Source organism: Actinoallomurus oryzae (genome assembly GCF_039541955.1).
In the GTDB taxonomy this organism is placed as follows: domain Bacteria; phylum Actinomycetota; class Actinomycetes; order Streptosporangiales; family Streptosporangiaceae; genus Actinoallomurus; species Actinoallomurus oryzae.
Genome location: NZ_BAABHF010000048.1, coordinates 160,227 through 175,813, shown reverse-complemented (window position 1 = coordinate 175,813; position 15,587 = coordinate 160,227). Strand labels below are relative to the sequence as shown.

17 protein-coding genes are annotated in these 15,587 nt (G+C 70.8%); 7 read left to right on the top strand and 10 right to left on the bottom strand.

Going from position 1 to position 15,587, the window contains the following annotated elements:
• Positions 1-9: 9 nt before the first annotated feature.
• Positions 10-495, top strand: a complete 486-nt coding sequence (locus tag ABEA10_RS40340) for a GlcG/HbpS family heme-binding protein (RefSeq protein ID WP_345473402.1) — start codon at positions 10-12, stop codon at positions 493-495.
• A gap of 124 nt (positions 496-619) precedes the next feature.
• On the opposite strand, the gene ABEA10_RS40335 is transcribed toward ABEA10_RS40340, so the two are convergent.
• From ABEA10_RS40335 to ABEA10_RS40310, 6 genes are all read right to left on the bottom strand, one after another.
• The gene (locus ABEA10_RS40335; RefSeq protein WP_345473214.1) at positions 620-1,822 is read right to left on the bottom strand and encodes an ABC transporter permease; all 1,203 of its coding nucleotides are present in this window, start codon (positions 1,820-1,822) and stop codon (positions 620-622) included.
• 66 nt (positions 1,823-1,888) lie between these two features.
• Entirely contained in the window at positions 1,889-2,587 is a 699-nt protein-coding gene (locus ABEA10_RS40330) for an ABC transporter ATP-binding protein (protein ID WP_345473212.1), read from the bottom strand.
• Entirely contained in the window at positions 2,584-3,708 is a 1,125-nt protein-coding gene (locus tag ABEA10_RS40325) for a peptidoglycan-binding protein (protein WP_345473211.1), read from the bottom strand. The genes ABEA10_RS40330 and ABEA10_RS40325 overlap by 4 nt, the downstream gene beginning before the upstream one ends.
• Positions 3,708-4,220: a hypothetical protein gene (locus ABEA10_RS40320; RefSeq protein WP_345473209.1), complete on the bottom strand. Its 513-nt coding sequence runs from the start codon at positions 4,218-4,220 to the stop codon at positions 3,708-3,710. Before ABEA10_RS40320 ends, ABEA10_RS40325 begins: the two co-directional genes overlap by 1 nt.
• Positions 4,221-4,245: 25 nt before the next feature.
• The gene (locus ABEA10_RS40315; protein ID WP_345473207.1) at positions 4,246-5,463 is read right to left on the bottom strand and encodes a sensor histidine kinase; all 1,218 of its coding nucleotides are present in this window, start codon (positions 5,461-5,463) and stop codon (positions 4,246-4,248) included.
• A gap of 19 nt (positions 5,464-5,482) precedes the next feature.
• Positions 5,483-6,136 carry a response regulator transcription factor gene (locus tag ABEA10_RS40310; RefSeq protein WP_345473205.1) on the bottom strand — a complete coding sequence of 218 codons (654 nt, stop codon included), beginning with the start codon at positions 6,134-6,136 and terminating at the stop codon, positions 5,483-5,485.
• Positions 6,137-6,405: 269 nt separating this feature from the next.
• Here ABEA10_RS40310 and ABEA10_RS40305 point away from each other — a divergent pair, with 269 nt between their 5' ends.
• Positions 6,406-7,326 (top strand): phosphotransferase, encoded by a 921-nt coding sequence (locus tag ABEA10_RS40305; RefSeq protein ID WP_345473203.1) that lies wholly within the window; start codon positions 6,406-6,408, stop codon positions 7,324-7,326.
• Between the two features lie 46 nt (positions 7,327-7,372).
• On the opposite strand, the gene ABEA10_RS40300 is transcribed toward ABEA10_RS40305, so the two are convergent.
• A complete protein-coding gene (locus tag ABEA10_RS40300; RefSeq protein WP_345473201.1) occupies positions 7,373-8,545 on the bottom strand; it encodes a DUF2332 domain-containing protein in 1,173 nt (390 codons plus the stop codon).
• Positions 8,546-8,783: 238 nt separating this feature from the next.
• Between ABEA10_RS40300 and ABEA10_RS40295 the strand changes: the two genes are divergently transcribed.
• Positions 8,784-9,362: an LppP/LprE family lipoprotein gene (locus tag ABEA10_RS40295; protein ID WP_345473199.1), complete on the top strand. Its 579-nt coding sequence runs from the start codon at positions 8,784-8,786 to the stop codon at positions 9,360-9,362.
• Between the two features lie 221 nt (positions 9,363-9,583).
• Here the strand turns inward: ABEA10_RS40295 and ABEA10_RS40290 are convergent, their stop codons facing one another.
• The 3 genes from ABEA10_RS40290 to ABEA10_RS40280 all read right to left on the bottom strand — a co-directional run bounded on the left by ABEA10_RS40290 (position 9,584) and on the right by ABEA10_RS40280 (position 12,377).
• The gene (locus ABEA10_RS40290) at positions 9,584-10,306 is read right to left on the bottom strand and encodes a choice-of-anchor P family protein (protein ID WP_345473197.1); all 723 of its coding nucleotides are present in this window, start codon (positions 10,304-10,306) and stop codon (positions 9,584-9,586) included.
• A gap of 82 nt (positions 10,307-10,388) precedes the next feature.
• A complete protein-coding gene (locus tag ABEA10_RS40285) occupies positions 10,389-11,051 on the bottom strand; it encodes a L,D-transpeptidase (protein ID WP_345473195.1) in 663 nt (220 codons plus the stop codon).
• Positions 11,052-11,717: 666 nt separating this feature from the next.
• Entirely contained in the window at positions 11,718-12,377 is a 660-nt protein-coding gene (locus tag ABEA10_RS40280) for a hypothetical protein (protein ID WP_345473193.1), read from the bottom strand.
• 238 nt (positions 12,378-12,615) lie between these two features.
• Here ABEA10_RS40280 and ABEA10_RS40275 point away from each other — a divergent pair, with 238 nt between their 5' ends.
• From ABEA10_RS40275 to ABEA10_RS40260, 4 genes are all read left to right on the top strand, one after another.
• On the top strand, positions 12,616-13,077 hold the full coding sequence (locus tag ABEA10_RS40275; protein ID WP_345473191.1) for a nuclear transport factor 2 family protein: 462 nt from the start codon (positions 12,616-12,618) through the stop codon (positions 13,075-13,077).
• Positions 13,078-13,120: 43 nt separating this feature from the next.
• A complete protein-coding gene (locus ABEA10_RS40270) occupies positions 13,121-13,882 on the top strand; it encodes a GNAT family N-acetyltransferase (RefSeq protein ID WP_345473189.1) in 762 nt (253 codons plus the stop codon).
• Positions 13,883-13,982: 100 nt separating this feature from the next.
• Complete coding sequence (locus ABEA10_RS40265; protein ID WP_345473187.1) at positions 13,983-14,327, top strand: YciI family protein; 345 nt, start codon at positions 13,983-13,985, stop codon at positions 14,325-14,327.
• A 7-nt stretch (positions 14,328-14,334) separates the two neighbouring features.
• Entirely contained in the window at positions 14,335-15,555 is a 1,221-nt protein-coding gene (locus ABEA10_RS40260; RefSeq protein WP_345473185.1) for an RNA polymerase sigma factor, read from the top strand.
• The last annotated feature ends 32 nt before the right edge of the window (positions 15,556-15,587 follow it).

Here is a 15,587-nt window from a genome sequence, read left to right as displayed (position 1 = left end):
CCGGCTCATCTGCCACAGCACAGCACAGCACAGCAACAAAGAAACCATCATGAGCACCGAGACACTCCAGAGTCAGCCCCCGCCTCGTCCATCACCCAGGCCGCCGCCGGCGCACTCATCGCGGCGGTACACACCGCCGCTGCCCGGATCGGCTTCACGGCGTCCATCGCCGTCACCGACCAGGGCGGACATCTGAAGGCATTCGACCGCGCCGACGACGCGCCCTTTCTCACCGCCGAGGTCGCCCTCGACAAGGCCTGGACCGCGGCCTCCTTCCGCATCCCCACCCACACGTGGAACGACTTGCTCGCCAACCCGCAGATCGCGCCGCTGGGCGGCCACCCTCGTGTAATGGCCGTCGGCGGCGGCTACCCGATCATCGAGAACGGCCAGTACGTCGGAGGGCTGGGGATATCCGGTGGCACCTACGACCAGGACCAGCAGGCCGCCGAGGAGGCCCTCGCCGCCCTCGGGTTCGAACTGCCCGGTAACTGACCGGCCACCGGAGGGTCGGCCCGTGGCTGACGGGCGTCGGCCAAGCCACAGACCGACATGTGCGCCCGTGGGGCGTCGACTCAACGTGCCTCCTGGTCTCAGTTGAGGCTTGCCGGGCACGCGGCTACGCGTTCGCGAGGGCCTCGGTGGGTGGTAGCCGGGCGGCGCGCATGGCGGGGTAGAAACCCGCCAGGCCGCCGATGACCAGAGTGGCGCCGACCCCGCCGACCATCGCCCAGAACGGGACCACGGTCGTCCAGGACTGGTAGGTCGCGAAGATCGCGGTGATGCCGACGCCGAGGACGACGCCGCCGACCCCGCCGAGCAGCGAGAGCAGCAATGCCTCGGACAGGAATTGTGTACGGATCTGGCCGCGGGTGGCGCCGAGCGAGCGGCGCAAACCGATCTCCGACCGGCGTTCCAGCACCGAGATGACCATGGTGTTGGCCACCCCGACCCCGCCGACGAGCAGCGCCACGGCGCCGAGGCCGAGCAGCAGGCCGCGGAGCGTCTCCTCGGTCGCCTGCTTCGCCGTCAGCGCGTCCGAGGGACGCGAAACGTCGACCTCGCCGGGATTCTCCGGGTCCGCCGTGGGGCCGAGCAGCGGCTGCACGGTCGTCACGGCACTCTCCCGGGCTCGGGTGTAGATGGTGGTCGGGTAGCCATCGAAGTTCAGCTCCGCCTCAGCCACCGGCCACCCGATGAAGGCGCCGTTGTCCAGATCGGGGACGAGCTCGTTCGGCGCGAGGATGCCCACCACCGTGAACCACCGGCCGCCTAGCCACACCAGCGAGTCGGCTCCGGCTCGGAGCACTGCCAGCCGGTCCGCCGCCGCCCAGCCGAGCACGACGGCCGGGTAGCGCACGTTCGCCGCGGTAAGCCAGCCGCCCGAGACCACCCGCGACCCGACTACCGCCGGCAGGTCCGTACGCGCCGTGTAGACCACGAGGCCGCCGGTCTGCTCGGCCGCGATGTGATCGTTGCGATAGAGCCGGGCGTCCGTCCTGCCGACGGCGGAGACCTTCTCGACTCCGGGCATCGCGGAGATCATGCCGATCGCGGTGGCCGGCAGGTGCACGCTCTCGTCGCTGGGCGACTGCCCGGGCGACACGGTGAGCAGGTTGGTGCCGAGCGCGCTGAGCCGCTGGTCGAGCTCGTTCGTCGACGACGTGGAGATGCCGACCACGCCGACCATCGCCGCGATGCCGATGGCGATGCCCAGCGCCGACAGGAACACCCGCAGGGGCCGCGACCGCAGGCCGTACCCGCCCACTCGTACGACGTCCGCCAGCCACATCCGAGCCGGCTTCAGCGGCGGCCTGCTCATGAGCCGTCCTTCGTCGGGGGAGTTGACCGGGCGCACTGTGCTATTTGATTCACTCGCTTCGCTCGCTCATGAGGCCTCCTCGGCGAGTCGTGGCGCGGCCGTGTCGTGCTCGATACGGCCGTCTTTGAGCCGGACCTCGCGCGGCAGTGAGGCCGCGATGTCCCGGTTGTGGGTAATGACCACGACCGTCGTTCCGCCGTCGTTCAGCTCGCGCAGCAGCTCCATGACGATCGCGCCGGACCGCGAGTCGAGGGCCCCGGTCGGCTCGTCGGCCATCAGCAGCGGCGGGTCGCCGAGCACCGCACGGGCGATGGCCACCCGCTGCTGCTCGCCGCCGGAGAGCTGGTGCGGCAGGTGCAGCATCCGGTGGCCGAGGCCGACCCTGCGCAGCGCCTCCTCGGCCGCCTTCCGACGTCGGCTGCGCGGCTTTCCGCTGTAGAGCAGGCCGTCCGCCACGACCTCGATCGCGGGCACGCCCCGCGCGAGGTGGAACTGCTGGAAGACGAAGCCGATGGTCCTGGCCCGCAGCGCCGACAGCTCCCGGTCACCGAGCCCACCGACGTCGTACCCGTCGATGCGCAGGGTCCCCGACGTCGGCCGGTCGAGGGTGCCCATGATGTTGAGCATGGTCGACTTTCCGGAGCCCGACGGGCCGACGATGGCGAGCAGTTCGCCCCGCTCGATCAGCAGATCCGCGCACCGCAGGGCCGACACGTTGCCGTACCGCTTGGACACCCTGGCGAGGTGGACGATGGGCCCGGTCACTTTGGAACCCCCACGGTCAGTCCCGCGACGACGCCGGTGCCCGACACCTCCACGTAGCTGTCCGCGAACATGCCCGTCTTCACCGGAAGGTAGCGGGTGCCGGTGGCGGTGACCGCCGTCACCGCGTAGCCGCCGCCCGGCCGCGCCACCAGGGCGTTGACCGGCACGGCGAGCACGCCCCTGTGGGTCTCGGCGGCGAGGTCGACGTCGACCTTGGCCGCCTGGTACCGGCCCAGCTTCTTTTGCTGGGTCACCGTCAGCTCCACCGGCAGGGTCGCACCGTCGTCCTTCTTCTTGGAGGTCGGCGTGCCGATGTCGGTGACCCGCGCCGCCACGCTGACGCCGTCGGGCAGTCTTACGGTCGCCGTGGTGCCCGGCTTGACCAGGTCCGCGTAGTCGGTGTCCAGGTCGACCGTGACGACCCGGGTGGTGCCGGTCCACTTCAGCAGGCCCCTGGACGCGGCGGCGCCGGGCGCGCCGGTGAGCTCTGCGACGCGGCGGGGCCCCGACGCCACCACGGCGTCGCCCGGTTTCACCACGCCGGTCTCGGCCCGGCCCAGATCCTCCTGCCATTCCTCCACCGAGTAGCCCGTGGCCGAGGAGTACTCGTCGTCGACCGTGACCCCGGTGTAGCCGAGGGCGCTGAGGTTCCGCTCGAGTTGCCTCACGTCGGCACCCTCGCTGCCGACCGACAGCGTGCGGTAGAGCGGGATGGAGCCGTAGAGCAGTGGGATCTTCACCTGGTCGAGGCGGTAGACGGTGTCGCCACGCTTGATGACGTCGCCCTCGTCCGGCAGCCAGGTGACCATGCCCCTGCCGCCCGGTGGTGCCTGCACCGCGGAGAGGTCGCCGTAGCCCAGGTCTCCGCCGACCGTCTGAGTGCGGGTCAGGGTCCTCTCCTCCACCGTGGCGGTGGCCGGAGGCCTGGTGAGCACGACGCTCGCCGGGTTCGTGCCGCCTCCGCTCAGCAGCCCGGTGGCCACGGCCCCGGCGGTCGCGATGATCACCAGGGCCAGCAGCAGGACCAGCACGCGGCGCGACCGGCGGCGGCGGTACGCCCGCGCGGCCTCGTCCTCCCCATCCTCCGCCGCCAGGGTGCTCGGCTCGCGGTGAGAACTCATCACTGGTCCACGATCCGCATTGAACCGCCCGGGACGTGGGACTCGCAGGCCCGCCGGGCATTCTCGAATTCCGCGGAACCCGCCTTGATTCCCGTGCCCTGCAGCGTGATCGTGATGGTGCTTCCGCTCACATCGGCGTCGGGGAATTTCGGCAGCTTCGCGCGCATGCATTTCGTCCATTCCGCGAGCTTCGCCGAATCGACCTTGCCGTTCGGGTCGCCCGCGTCACCCTGCGGCATCTTGTCCCGGCAGGCCTCCAACGCCTCTCTCATCTCCGGCGTGTTCTGGTTCTTCCCGACGTCAACCCTGACGCCGTTGCCCTGCCGCTGTGGATCGGGGAAGTTCGGCACGCCGTTCGCCCGCATGCACTTCGAGTACGCGAGCGCCCGCTCGAAGTCCCCGTCGCTGGACGGTTTCGCCGATGACCCATGGCCGCATCCGGCGAGCAGGGAACCGAGCAGGAATGCGGAAACAATGAACACCGGACGTCGCTTTTTCGTGTTCGTCGACATGCATTCTTTTCTACACATCGACCGGTCACACGACGGGCACAGAAAACGCCTCCTCGGCGGGGAAGAGCACCTTGATGGCGAGGCCGCCGCCCGGCCGGGCACGTACGGTCAGGTCCGCCGAATGGGCCACGGCGATCGACTGGACGATGGACAGCCCGAGGCCATGATGACCGTCATCGGCCGTACGGTCGAGCCGCTGGAACGGGCTGAGCAGCCGGTCCAGCATCTCCGGTGGCACGGGCGGCCCGGTGTTGACCACCGACAGGAAAGAGCCCGCGCCCTCCGTACCCGTCGCCACCTCGACCCGCCCGTCCGGGACGTTGTAGCTCATCGCGTTGTCGACCAGATTGGCCACCAGACACTCCACGAGGGCGGGAGCGCCGGTGACCCGCGCGGGCCGTACCTCCGCCGTGACGGCCAGGTCCTGTCGTCGCGCTTCCGGCTCGGCGGCCCGCAGGACGTCGCCGGTCAGCCCGGACAGGTCGACGCTCTCCAGGTCGTCCAGGCCGCGCTCGCTGGTCGCCAGGACGAGCAGCGATTCGAGGAGCCGGGCCTGCTGCTCACTGACCACCATCAGCTGCTCGAACTGCGCACGGAACGAGTCCGCCGTCGCGTCCGGGTCGGTGACCGTCTCTTCCAGCAGGGCATGCTCCAGCGTCAGCGGCGTACGCAACTCGTGCGCCGCGTTGGCGACGAACCGCTTGTGCGAGTCGAGCGCCGCGTCCAACCGGCCGAGCAACCCGTCGATGGTGTCCGCGAGATTCTTGAGCTCGTCGCGCGGCCCGGTGACGGCCAGCCGCTCGTGCACGTTGCGCGCCGAGATGTGCTGGATGCTGTTCGTCATGGTCTGCAGCGGCCGCAGTACGCGCCCGGCCACCAGCCAGCCGAGCACGGTCGCGACGACCGCCATGATGGCGAGCGCCACGCACGACTGCACGAGCAGCTGATGCATGATCTCGGCGTGCTGCCGTACGGACTGCTCCTGGATCGCCTCGGCGACGCGCCGCTCGGCTTCGGGAAGCCGGACGTCCTTCGGAAAGGTCGCCCCCAGGAAGATGCTGACGCCCTGCTCGCCGGACGGCGACGTGCTGCGCTGGGACATCGCGATGTCCGACCCGGCGTGGCCGACCAGAAGATAGGTGATAGTCAGCAGCACGGCGCCGGAGAGCAGGAAGAGCACGCCGTACAGGAGAGTGAGCCGCAGCCGGACCCGCATGCCGGAAATCTGGGATGTCAGGCCCATGATGATTCCTCTTTCCCGCTCAGATCCGGTAGCCCGCCCGCGGGACGGTCTCGATGACGGGCGGCTCGCCGAGTTTCGACCGGAGACGGTTCATGGTGGCCTTCACCGTGGTGGTGAACGGGTCGGCGGCCGCGTCCCACACCCGTTCCAGGAGCTCCTCGGCGGAGACCACCCGGCCCTGCGCGGCGAGCAGGTACTCGAGGACGGCCAGCTCCTTGCGGTTGAGCGCCAGCCGCGTCCCGCCCCGGGTCGCGACCCGCTGGGCCGGATCCACCGCGAGGTCACCGTGGACGAGGATGGGCGGCACGGCCGGCTGCGAACGCCGGCCGAGCGCGCGGATACGGGCCACCAACTCGGGATAGGCGAACGGTTTGGGCAGGTAGTCGTCCGCGCCGAGAGTAAGCCCCTGCACCCGGTCGGCGATGGTGCCGGCCGCGGTCAGCATGAGCACCCGGGTACGCAGCGGCTCCCGCATCAGCCGGCGGCACACCTCGTCGCCGGGCACACCCGGCAGGTCCCGGTCGAGGACGACGACGTCGTAGTCCACCTCGGCGGTACGGTCGAGCGCCGCGTTCCCGTCGTACTCGACATCAACGGCCATGCCCTCGCGCCGCAGAACCCGCGCCACCGAATCGGCGAGTCGCACCTGATCCTCGACCACCAGGACCCTCATCCGTTTTCCCCCGACCGACGTGTCCGCCTCGATCCGGAGCGCAGCGTACGGTTGCGATGGTCACATGGTCGTCACAGCGGCCCTTGGTCAACCCCTCGCGAGTTCGAATCTCGCATCCTCCGCCACGCTGACCAGGCAGTGCACTGGGCCGGTACCCCGCCACGTACCGGCCCTGCTTGTTTCGAGTCTCAGTTGGTCGTCTCGCCCCACGGCCGAGGCGACGGCCCGAAGGTCATTGTGCGGGCCGAAGGTTCGATGAGAATGGCCAGATGGCATTCGAACTGCCTGTGGTCGATGCGGCGAGTCTGGCCATGTGGTGCGAGCTGCATCTAGGCAGTCCGGCGGAGAGCGAGCTGTTCCGGACGGGTCACCTTACCTGCGTGATCGGAACACGGCTGGCCGACGGGCGTGAGGTCGTGGTGCGGGTTCGCCCAGCCGCGCCGCGGCTCACTGCGTGCGCCGAGGTGCAGCGCCGCCTGTTCGAATCCGGGTATCCCTGTCCGCAGCCGCTGGCCGGCCCGGCACCGCTCGGTGAGTATGAGGCCACCGCCGAGAGCCACATCCCGGGCGGGGCCGTGCTGCCCGGCTCCGGCCGCACCGCTCAGCCCTTCGCCGCCGCGCTCGCGCGACTGGTGCGCCTGGCTCCCCCGCCCGAGCAGATGCCCTCGCTGGCGCCCGCGCCGCCGTGGGCGGCATGGAACCACGGCCAGGGCGGGTTGTGGCCCTGGCCCGAGGACCTGGACGTGGACCTGAACCAGGTGGATGGGCCGGGTTGGATCGACGCGGCGGGTCAGGCCGCCCGGGAGAAGCTGCAAGAAGATCAGGGCCAGGCCGTGATCGGGCACGGTGACTGGATAACGGACAACCTGCGCTGGCACGGCAACCGGCTGCTGGTGGCCTACGACTGGGACAGCCTGATCTCCGACAGCGAAGCGGTCATCGCCGGACTGGCCGCGGCAATCTTCCTCTACCCGGCGCCGGCCACCGTGACCGAGACCCGCGAGTTCCTGGACGCCTACGCCATCGCCCGCGGACGGCCCTTCAGCCCCGGCGAGCTACAGCGCTGCTGGGCCGCAGGCGTCTGGACGAGAGCGTACGACGCCAAGACCGGGCACGCCGCCGGACGGCCGGTAACCTGCCTGACCCAGGACGAAGCCCATGAACGCCTCCGCCGGGCCGGAAGGCGCTGACGGCTACCGGGCTGCGGGCGGATCGGAACGTCTCGCCGGTGCCAGGTCAGCCGGCGTTCGCCGGTAGCCACTGGAAGTCGTCGGTCTTCTCACGGGCCAGGGCGAGCCAGCGCAGGTAAGGATCGGCGAGGGCGAGCAGGGCGTCGTCGCGGCGGTCGGCGTCGCGCAGGGTGGCTCCGACCAGGTAGAGGGAGTTGCGCCGGGCCAGAGGGCCGTCCGGTGCGATCAGGTGGTCGGTGGTCGCAACGAGGCCGGGGGCTTCCGCGAAGACCCACGCCACCGGGCGGTGTGCGGCGGCTTGCCGGAGCTGGGCGGCGAAGGCGGTCCTCGCGTCCGGGGTGAGGTAGCTGAGCAGGGACGCGGTGAAGACGACGACGGGCTCGTTCCCCGGCAGTTCTTCGAGTAGCCGGGCGGTGTCCGTGGTCGCGTCGCCGGGCGCGACGGTCACGGTCGCGGCCGAGACGGCCAGGTCGATGGCACCTCGCAGGACGGCGAGGTCACCGACCTGTTCGGGCCAGATGAACGCTTCCAGCCAGGCCCGGGCTCCGGGATCGGCCACGTTGACCGGGTGCTGGTCGATTCCCCGCCGGCAGGTGATCTCCGGGACCGGGCCGAGGATCCCCTCTGCGGGGATGCCGCCCCGTACCTCACAGGTGATCGTCACCGGCGCGGCGTCCTCGGGGGACGCCTCCTGGCCGCCGATGCGGTAGCGGTAGCGGTCCAGAAGGAGATTCAGGCCCGCGCTGGCGCCCGCCTCGACCAGGGCGACCGGGCCCGGCCAGCGCCGATGAACGTGGTCGAGGCCGAGACGAAGAGCCACGCAGCGGCGGATCTCGTTGGTCTGGGTGGACCTGGTCCGCAGGAGCCGGCCGAGCTCGGCGCGGTGCTCGGCGCAGAACGCGGCGAAGGCCGGCATGAGCCGGCCGTCGACCGGCCGCCGGCCGCCGTGGATCGGGTAGTAACCGGCCAGCGCCGAGCCGGGATTGGACGCCAGGAGCAGGTTCACGGCCGCGAGCAGCAGGCTGGGCCGCCGCTGCTCGCCGGGCGCGGACATGAGCAGGTCCAGCAGCTCGTCGTCGCCGGCGACGCCCTCGCTCAGTGCCTCGTACACCGGGGAGCGGCCACGGCACTGCGTGGCCGCGAAGAACCGGAACAGTCGACGGAGCCGCTGAACCTCAGGGTCTCCGCCACCCGCCGAGTCGCCTGCCCCCTCTGCCACTCCCCGAACCTACCGCCGCCGGAGGTTCGGCTCGGACGCGGTGCGGTGGTGTTCGGTCAGCCGACGAGCCGCCCATAGATCGTCTTTTCTTGAAATGTCGGCCCAGCACGGACACAGCCTGCGATCATTCCGCTGCTGGAAGTAGACGCCGTCGGACGGCGCGTGCAGAGACGAGGTAGCAGGCTTGTTTGCAGCAGACCGGGCCGGTGCGCTCCTCCGGCGGCGGACGTTCGTGCCGATGACGACCGCGCTGATCGCCGGCATGGCGCTCACGGGTTGCAAGTCGTCCGACGCCGCGTCGGGCGCGTCCTCGGCCTCGCCGACGGCGAGTCCGGCTTCACCGAACGCGGTGGCCACGCTTCCGGGCACACCCGGCTCCACGCCCGCATCCGGCGCTCCCGACCAGGCGGCCATCCAGAGCGCCATGACCCGTACGGTCGAGGTGGCGGACCCGACGACGCACTTCGCGCCGGTCGGCTCGCCGGTGACCGCGTCGGACCGGAACGGCGGCACCCTCACGGCCGTGATCGGGCAGCGGACCCCGACCGCCGACGGCCACGGCCAGCTCGTCTTCTTCTGGCAGGGCAACCGCTTCATCGGGTGGGACGCCGAGACGGAGTCCATGTCCATCAGGAAGGTCACCGGGGCGAACGGGTATTTCACCGTCACCTACGTGCACTACGCCGCGAACGACCCCGCGTGCTGCCCCTCGCTGGCTCCGGTCAACGTCACGTACGTCTGGCAGGACGACGGGTTCGTCCCCTCCGGCACCCGGCCCACGTACGGCAGCGCGGTCCGGGTGAAGCTCAACGCCTGACGGGGCACGCCCGATCATCCACCGGCGGACGGCCGGGGCCATGCTCACGCCGCTCTCAGGCCGCCGTCCTCTGGCGCGCGAGCCCAGCCTTCCCGGTGCGACGGCAGATGCGCTGGAACACCGTCGGCCCCGTACCCTCCCGGGAAGGTACGGGGCCGAGGTTCACGAGCTCGCGTCAGGGGGTGATCAGGCCCTCTCGGCGATGCTCAGCGTTGGACAGGTCAGCCGGTCACCGGCAGATCGCTGTTGACCGGAGTGGGCGTGGGAGCCTCGGCGGGCGGGCTCTGCGGGGTGCCCGGGTCACCCGGGTCGCTCGGCTGAGAGGGCGGCGTAGCCGGCGGGGTCTTGCCGTGCGGGGCGCAGGTCGCGGAGGCGATGTCGATGACCTGTGACTTGCCCAGGGCCTGTACTGCCAGCTCAAGGCCGGTGACGGTCAGGCTTCCGTTGGGGTTGTGGACCTGCTTGTTGATGGTCACCCGCACGCCACCGACGCCCTGCACTGGAACGGTGACAGTGCTGTTCGGCGACGCGCCGACCTGGATGCTGCGGCCCGCGAGTTTGACGTCGACCAGCTTGGAGGAGCCGGCGCCGTCCACGCACTTGGAGGTGATCACCTTGGCGGACAGCACCGCGGTCTTCAAGATCGCGGCCTGGGCGATCTTGAGGTCCACGACGCTGGCCTCCGAGCGGTTCCCCATCGCGCGGGCGCGGAGTACGGAGAGCTGGACCAGCCGGTTGTCGGGCAGCTTGGTCAGGCTCTTGTCGTGTGGCGCGGATGCGGAGGAGACCGCTGGGGTCTGCGGGATGCTCAGCAGACCGGTGGCCGACAGCCCGAACGCCGAGCTGCCGCCGGCAGTGGTCGCGGAGGCGGGGGTTGCCGCCGCGGCCAGAGGAGCGGCGAGCGCGCCGGCGACGGCCGCGTACCTGATGAAATGCTTGCGCACTGTGTCTCCATCAATGGGAAGACTTCCCTAATCGGGAAGTCGGGAAATGACAGCGGGACGCGTATTCCGTCCCTCGAGGGAATTAGTTCGTGACGAGAACGGGAGTTCCAAGCGGGAGCTTGGACAGCCGCTTCAGCGCGTCGGCGGGCACCCGCACGCATCCGTGGGTGACCGCTTGACCGAATACCGACTTCGACGGCCAACCGTGGAACGCCACGGTCCCTGGCCCGCCTCCGTAGGAGTCGAGCGTGTCGGAGTGTGCGCCTACCGGAAGGATCAGCGGGCTGTAGGTGGCTTTGGTCGGCGCGATCAGGGCGAGCAAGAACGTGCGTCCGACCGGTGTCGGCGTTTTGGGCGCGCCCACCGCCACCGTCCATGCGCCGATCGTCTTTCCGGACTTGGACAGGGTCAGCTTGCGCGTCGACGTATCGACCCGCAGTACGTACGAGCTGTGCGCGGTCCGCACGTTGCCTGCGCCGGTGGGGATCCAACCCGTCGAACCGTTGGGGCGGCTGGGTAGCAGGATCCGCTGCCAGCCCGGCTTACTCTCGACCACCGGAACCCAGGTGGGGCCGCCCAGCTCCTTGCTGGGCAGTACGGCCACGGGCGTGCCACCTGCGGTCGCCGAGATCGGCAGTGACTTGAGCGGATGCACGACCGTGCCGTCGCTCGCCGCGGTGGGATCGGTGTCCTTGGGCACGGCCTTCAACGTCGTGAACGTCGTCGCTTGGGTCAGTTTTCCCAAGTCCGGCGGGCTGGACGAGCTCGCCGAGTGATCTGGACTCTTCCCCCCGCAACCCGTGACAAGCACCGTAGCGGCCGCAGCAAGTGCGGCACCCACGGTAAGACCACGCACACCACGCGAGGCGTACGGCGGCGCCATACACCCCACGCGGGCACGCGTAGAGCAATTGCCCACGAAAACTCCAAGAGATCGCGACAGCGGAAGATGAGTGCCATGAACCTTGCGAGAGCACATTCTCGCAGGAGTAGTCATATAACTACCACATGCGACGGCCGTGGCGGTGAGCAATGGAGACGATAGAGGTGCGACGAAAACCGATGAAAGGCCGCCGGCTACCCGGTGACTCCATGGTCAGGGACGGTTCATGGGGGGCCATTCCGTCCGCAGCGGAGTGGAAAATTACACAAACTCCGCGGTTCTCCAACCAACGGGCCGTACCGAGCGTCTAAGGCATCCGGCCGCGGCAGGCCCTCTTCCGCAGGGCCGTCTCCACGCCCGAGGGGATGGCAATACCGACATTAAGTACTTTTGCCACAAGCTATGCAAGTGCCGCGATTCCTCCCAAACGCACCGCCCGCCATCCGTGGCATCCGGACAGGCCGCGTGACGGCAGAACCTCCGCGGACCTTCGGTCGATCACGTGGGGCACGCCTGCCACTCCAGCCGTCATCCACCGGCGGACGGTGGCCTACGGGCCATGCTCACGCCGTTCTCAGGCCGCCCTCCCCTGGCGTGCCGGGGATGCCGGGGCCCGGCCTCACGCGGGACGGCGGCCGACGCGGGGCGGATGAGCGGCGCGAACGCCGAGAGCATCAACAGCCCGGCCGCGGGCAGCAGGTCCAGGTTCACGGCCGAGGCCAGGCTCGCCAGCAGGATCGCGAACGGCACCCACACCGGAGCGGCCCGCCGCGCCGCCAGGTGGACGGCCGCCGCGAGCAGACCGACATAGAACAGCGACGGACCGGCGTCGTACACGGCCAGGGTGACCCCCGGCACCTCGCTGACCCGGTCGAACATCGGTCCCATCGCGGCGTGGTCGGCCGCCCGCAGGCCGACGACGATGTCGATGGTGATCTGCGCCATGGACAGGCCCGCGCCGGCCAGGCCGACCGCGGCGGTGGCCGTGGCGAGGCGCCCCCCACCGGCGAGCCGCCGCAGGACCAGCAGCACGGGCACGAACAGCACCATCGCGCCGAGGAAGGCGAGGTGCCCGGCGGTCCAGGCCGGTCCGGGACCCCGTTCTCCGTCCAGCCCGTCCGCCAGCCGGATCAGCCCGTACGCGGTGACGAGGACCGGAGCGGTGAGGAAGGCAAGGCGTGCGTTCATGCCGACCAGCCTCGCCGCAGCGCATCACCCGGACATCGCCGACGCAGGCGATTTACCATCTCCCTCGCGAGAGCGATCTCGCCCCCGGCGCGGTCGAGGGAGGCCTCCACGACCGGCGTACGGGCCACCCTCACGCCGCCCTCTCGCGGCGCGTTGGGATGCTGGTAGGTGCCGGGCTGGCGTCGTACCGAACGGGCCGGCCGTCCGGGCGGCCCGCCGCGTTCCTCGGAGGTTTCAGATGAACAGCAGCCGTCCCCCGTTCCCGCCGTTCACCAAGCAGTCCGCGGCGCAGAAGGTGCAGGCCGCCGAGGACGCCTGGAACACCCGGAACCCGGCCACGGTGGCGCTCGCCTACACCGAGGACTCGGTCTGGCGGAACCGCGGCACCTTCCTGGAGGGGCGCGAGGCGATCGAGGAGTTCCTCGCCGGGAAGTGGCGGCGCGAACTGGACTACGCGCTGCGCAAGGAGCTGTGGGCGTTCGACGGCAACCGGATCGCGGTGCGGTTCCAGTACGAGTGCCACGACGCCGACGGCCAGTGGTGGCGCAGCTACGGCAACGAGCTGTGGGAGTTCAGCGAGAACGGCCTGATGCACCGCCGGGAGGCCAGCATCAACGATGTGCGGATCGAGGAGAGCGAGCGCCGCGTCTTCGGCCCGCGCCCGAAGAGCGAGCACGGCATCCCGTTCCCGATCCGGTGAAATTCGTTTGCGGCCCGCTCACGTGGCTGGTCGGGTGGGCCGCATGGATGCCGCAGCGGTGCTGGCCGCCTTCGACGAGCAGGTACGACGCCGGCCGCGCGCCGACGACGGGCACGTGGAGGATGACGGCGACGTCGTCCGTACGGTGTCCGCGGGCGACGGCTGGAACGGCGTCGAGTGGACCGCCCTCACCTCCGCGAACGCCGACGCCGCGATCCAGGCACAGATCCGGCGGTTCGCCGAAATCGGCCGACCGTGGGAGTGGAAGCACTACTCCTACGATCAGCCCGATGACCTGCGAGAACGCCTGGTCGCCGCGGGCCTGACCCCGGGCGAGGACGAGACGCTGCTCGTCGGGACGATCGCCGAGCTCGACCTCGCCGTACGCCCACCGGCCGGCGTCGAGTTGCGCGCCGTCCGCGACCGGGATGACCTCGACGCCCTCGTCGCGGTGCACGACGAGGTCTTCGGCGGCCACCACGCGAGCGGTCCCCTGGCGGCGGCGCTGGAGGACGGTACGGCGGCGGCCGTGATCGCCTGGGCCGGTGAGACGCCGGTCTCGGCCGCGCGTGTGGAGTTCTACCCTGGTACGGAGTTCGCGGGGCTGTGGGGCGGCGGCACGCTGCCCGCCTGGCGCGGCCGGGGCGTGTTCCGTTCCCTGGTGGCGCACCGCGCCGCGCTCGCGAAGCAGGCGGGATACCGCCACCTCCAGGTGGACGCGATGCCCGCCAGCCGCCCGATCCTGCGCCGCCTGGGCTTCACCGAGCTCGCGACGACGACCCCGTTCACTCATCCGGGCCGGTGAACGAAGAAAATCCGTCCCCGGATGTCCAGAATCGCGGGCGGCCGTTCGTCCCTATCGTGAACGCCGGCGATACGGCGCCGGCCCGGCCAAGGGAGAGACCATGCCCAAGTACATCGCCCTCACCTACACCCGCGACGTCGACTGGTCGAGCCCGGAGCAGTCCGAGGAGATGAAGGACTACTGGGAGTTCGGGGAGGCCGCCGCCGCGGTGATCAGGGGCGGCCACGCCCTCTACCCGACCGCCACCGCGACCACCGTACGGGTCGCGGGCGGCAAGGGCGGGGACGTCATCACCAGCGACGGGCCCTACGCGGAGACGAAAGAGGCCCTGACCGGTTTCTACCTGTTCGAATGCGCCGACCTCGACGAAGCCGTCGGCTATGCCGCACGGCTCCCGGCCGCCTGGGACGGCGCGGTCGAGGTGCGCCCGATCATCGAGTTCTGACCGGCCGATGGCCGAGGCCGGTGACGCGCTCGCCAGGCTGGTACGCGACGAGGGGACCCGCGTGCTGGCAACTCTCGTGCGCGTCACCGGCGACGTCGATCTGGCCCAGGACGCCGCGCAGGACGCCGTCGTCCGTGCCCTGCAGACCTGGCCGCGCGACGGCGTGCCGGACAACCCGCGCGCGTGGCTGTTGGTCACCGCCAAGCGACGCGCTATCGACATCATCCGGCGGGAGGCGCGGCGCGCCGGGAAGGAGACCGAGGCCGTCATGTTCGCCGAGCCCGGCCCCGAGTCCGCCGAGGCCGTCGACGACGACCTGCTCCGGCTGGTCTTCACCTGCTGCCATCCCGCGCTGTCGGTCGAGGCGCAGGTCGCGCTGGCGCTGCGGACGCTCGGCGGACTGTCCACCGCGGAGGTCGCCCGCGGCCTCATGGTGCCCGAGGCGACCATGGCCAAGCGGCTCACCCGGGCGAAACAGAAGATCGCCCAGGCGCGGATCCCGTACCGCGTGCCGTCCGCCGAAGAGCTGCCCGGACGCCTCGCCGGCGTCGCGGCCACCGTCTACCTGGTCTTCAACGAGGGGTACGCCGCGGGCGCCGGCGCCGACCTCGTACGCGGAGCGCTCACCGCCGAGGCCGTCCGGCTGGCCCGTCTGCTCGCCGCGCTGATGCCCGACGAACCGACCGTGCTCGGCCTGCTGGCGCTGCTGCTGCTCCAGGACGCGCGCCGCGACGCCCGCGTCGACGACGAGGGCCGGGTGCTGCTCCTGAGGGACCAGGATCGCCGCCGGTGGGACGCCTCGGCGATCAAGGAGGGCGTCGAACTGGTCGGCCGGGCGCTGCGCCGTACGCTGGACCGCCCCGACCCGTACGTCGTCCAGGCGGCGATCGCGGCGTGCCACGCGCTGGCGCCCACATACGCCGACACGAACTGGGACGCGGTCGTGTCCTGGTACGACGTGCTGCTCAGCGTGCAGGACACCCCGGTCGTCCGGCTGAACCTCGCCGCCGCCGTGGCCGAACGCGACGGACCCGAGGCCGGGATGGCCCTGGTCGAGGCGATCGAGGGCCTGGACGCCTATCCCTGGTGGCACGCGACGCGCGGTGAGCTGCTGCACCGCATGCGCCGGCCCGAGGCGGCACGGGCGGCGTACGAACGGGCGCTGGCGCTCGGCATGAGCGCTCCGCAGGCGGAGCACCTGCGCCGGCGGATCGCTGAGCTTTCCTGACGCGGCCGTCGCCAGCTGTTGCCCATCTCCGT

Bases quoted from the DNA above. Each gene is read 5' to 3' on its own strand.
- ABEA10_RS40325 (WP_345473211.1), bottom strand. From the start codon at position 3,708: ATGAGTTCTCACCGCGAGCCGAGCACCCTGGCGGCGGAGGATGGGGAG.
- ABEA10_RS40295 (WP_345473199.1), top strand. From the start codon at position 8,784: ATGACGACCGCGCTGATCGCCGGCATGGCGCTCACGGGTTGCAAGTCG.
- ABEA10_RS40280 (WP_345473193.1), bottom strand. From the start codon at position 12,377: ATGAACGCACGCCTTGCCTTCCTCACCGCTCCGGTCCTCGTCACCGCG.
- ABEA10_RS40275 (WP_345473191.1), top strand. From the start codon at position 12,616: ATGAACAGCAGCCGTCCCCCGTTCCCGCCGTTCACCAAGCAGTCCGCG.
- ABEA10_RS40335 (WP_345473214.1), bottom strand. From the start codon at position 1,822: ATGAGCAGGCCGCCGCTGAAGCCGGCTCGGATGTGGCTGGCGGACGTC.
- ABEA10_RS40260 (WP_345473185.1), top strand. From the start codon at position 14,335: ATGGCCGAGGCCGGTGACGCGCTCGCCAGGCTGGTACGCGACGAGGGG.
- ABEA10_RS40305 (WP_345473203.1), top strand. From the start codon at position 6,406: ATGGCATTCGAACTGCCTGTGGTCGATGCGGCGAGTCTGGCCATGTGG.
- ABEA10_RS40315 (WP_345473207.1), bottom strand. From the start codon at position 5,463: ATGGGCCTGACATCCCAGATTTCCGGCATGCGGGTCCGGCTGCGGCTC.
- ABEA10_RS40270 (WP_345473189.1), top strand. From the start codon at position 13,121: ATGGATGCCGCAGCGGTGCTGGCCGCCTTCGACGAGCAGGTACGACGC.
- ABEA10_RS40320 (WP_345473209.1), bottom strand. From the start codon at position 4,220: ATGTCGACGAACACGAAAAAGCGACGTCCGGTGTTCATTGTTTCCGCA.
- ABEA10_RS40310 (WP_345473205.1), bottom strand. From the start codon at position 6,136: ATGAGGGTCCTGGTGGTCGAGGATCAGGTGCGACTCGCCGATTCGGTG.
- ABEA10_RS40265 (WP_345473187.1), top strand. From the start codon at position 13,983: ATGCCCAAGTACATCGCCCTCACCTACACCCGCGACGTCGACTGGTCG.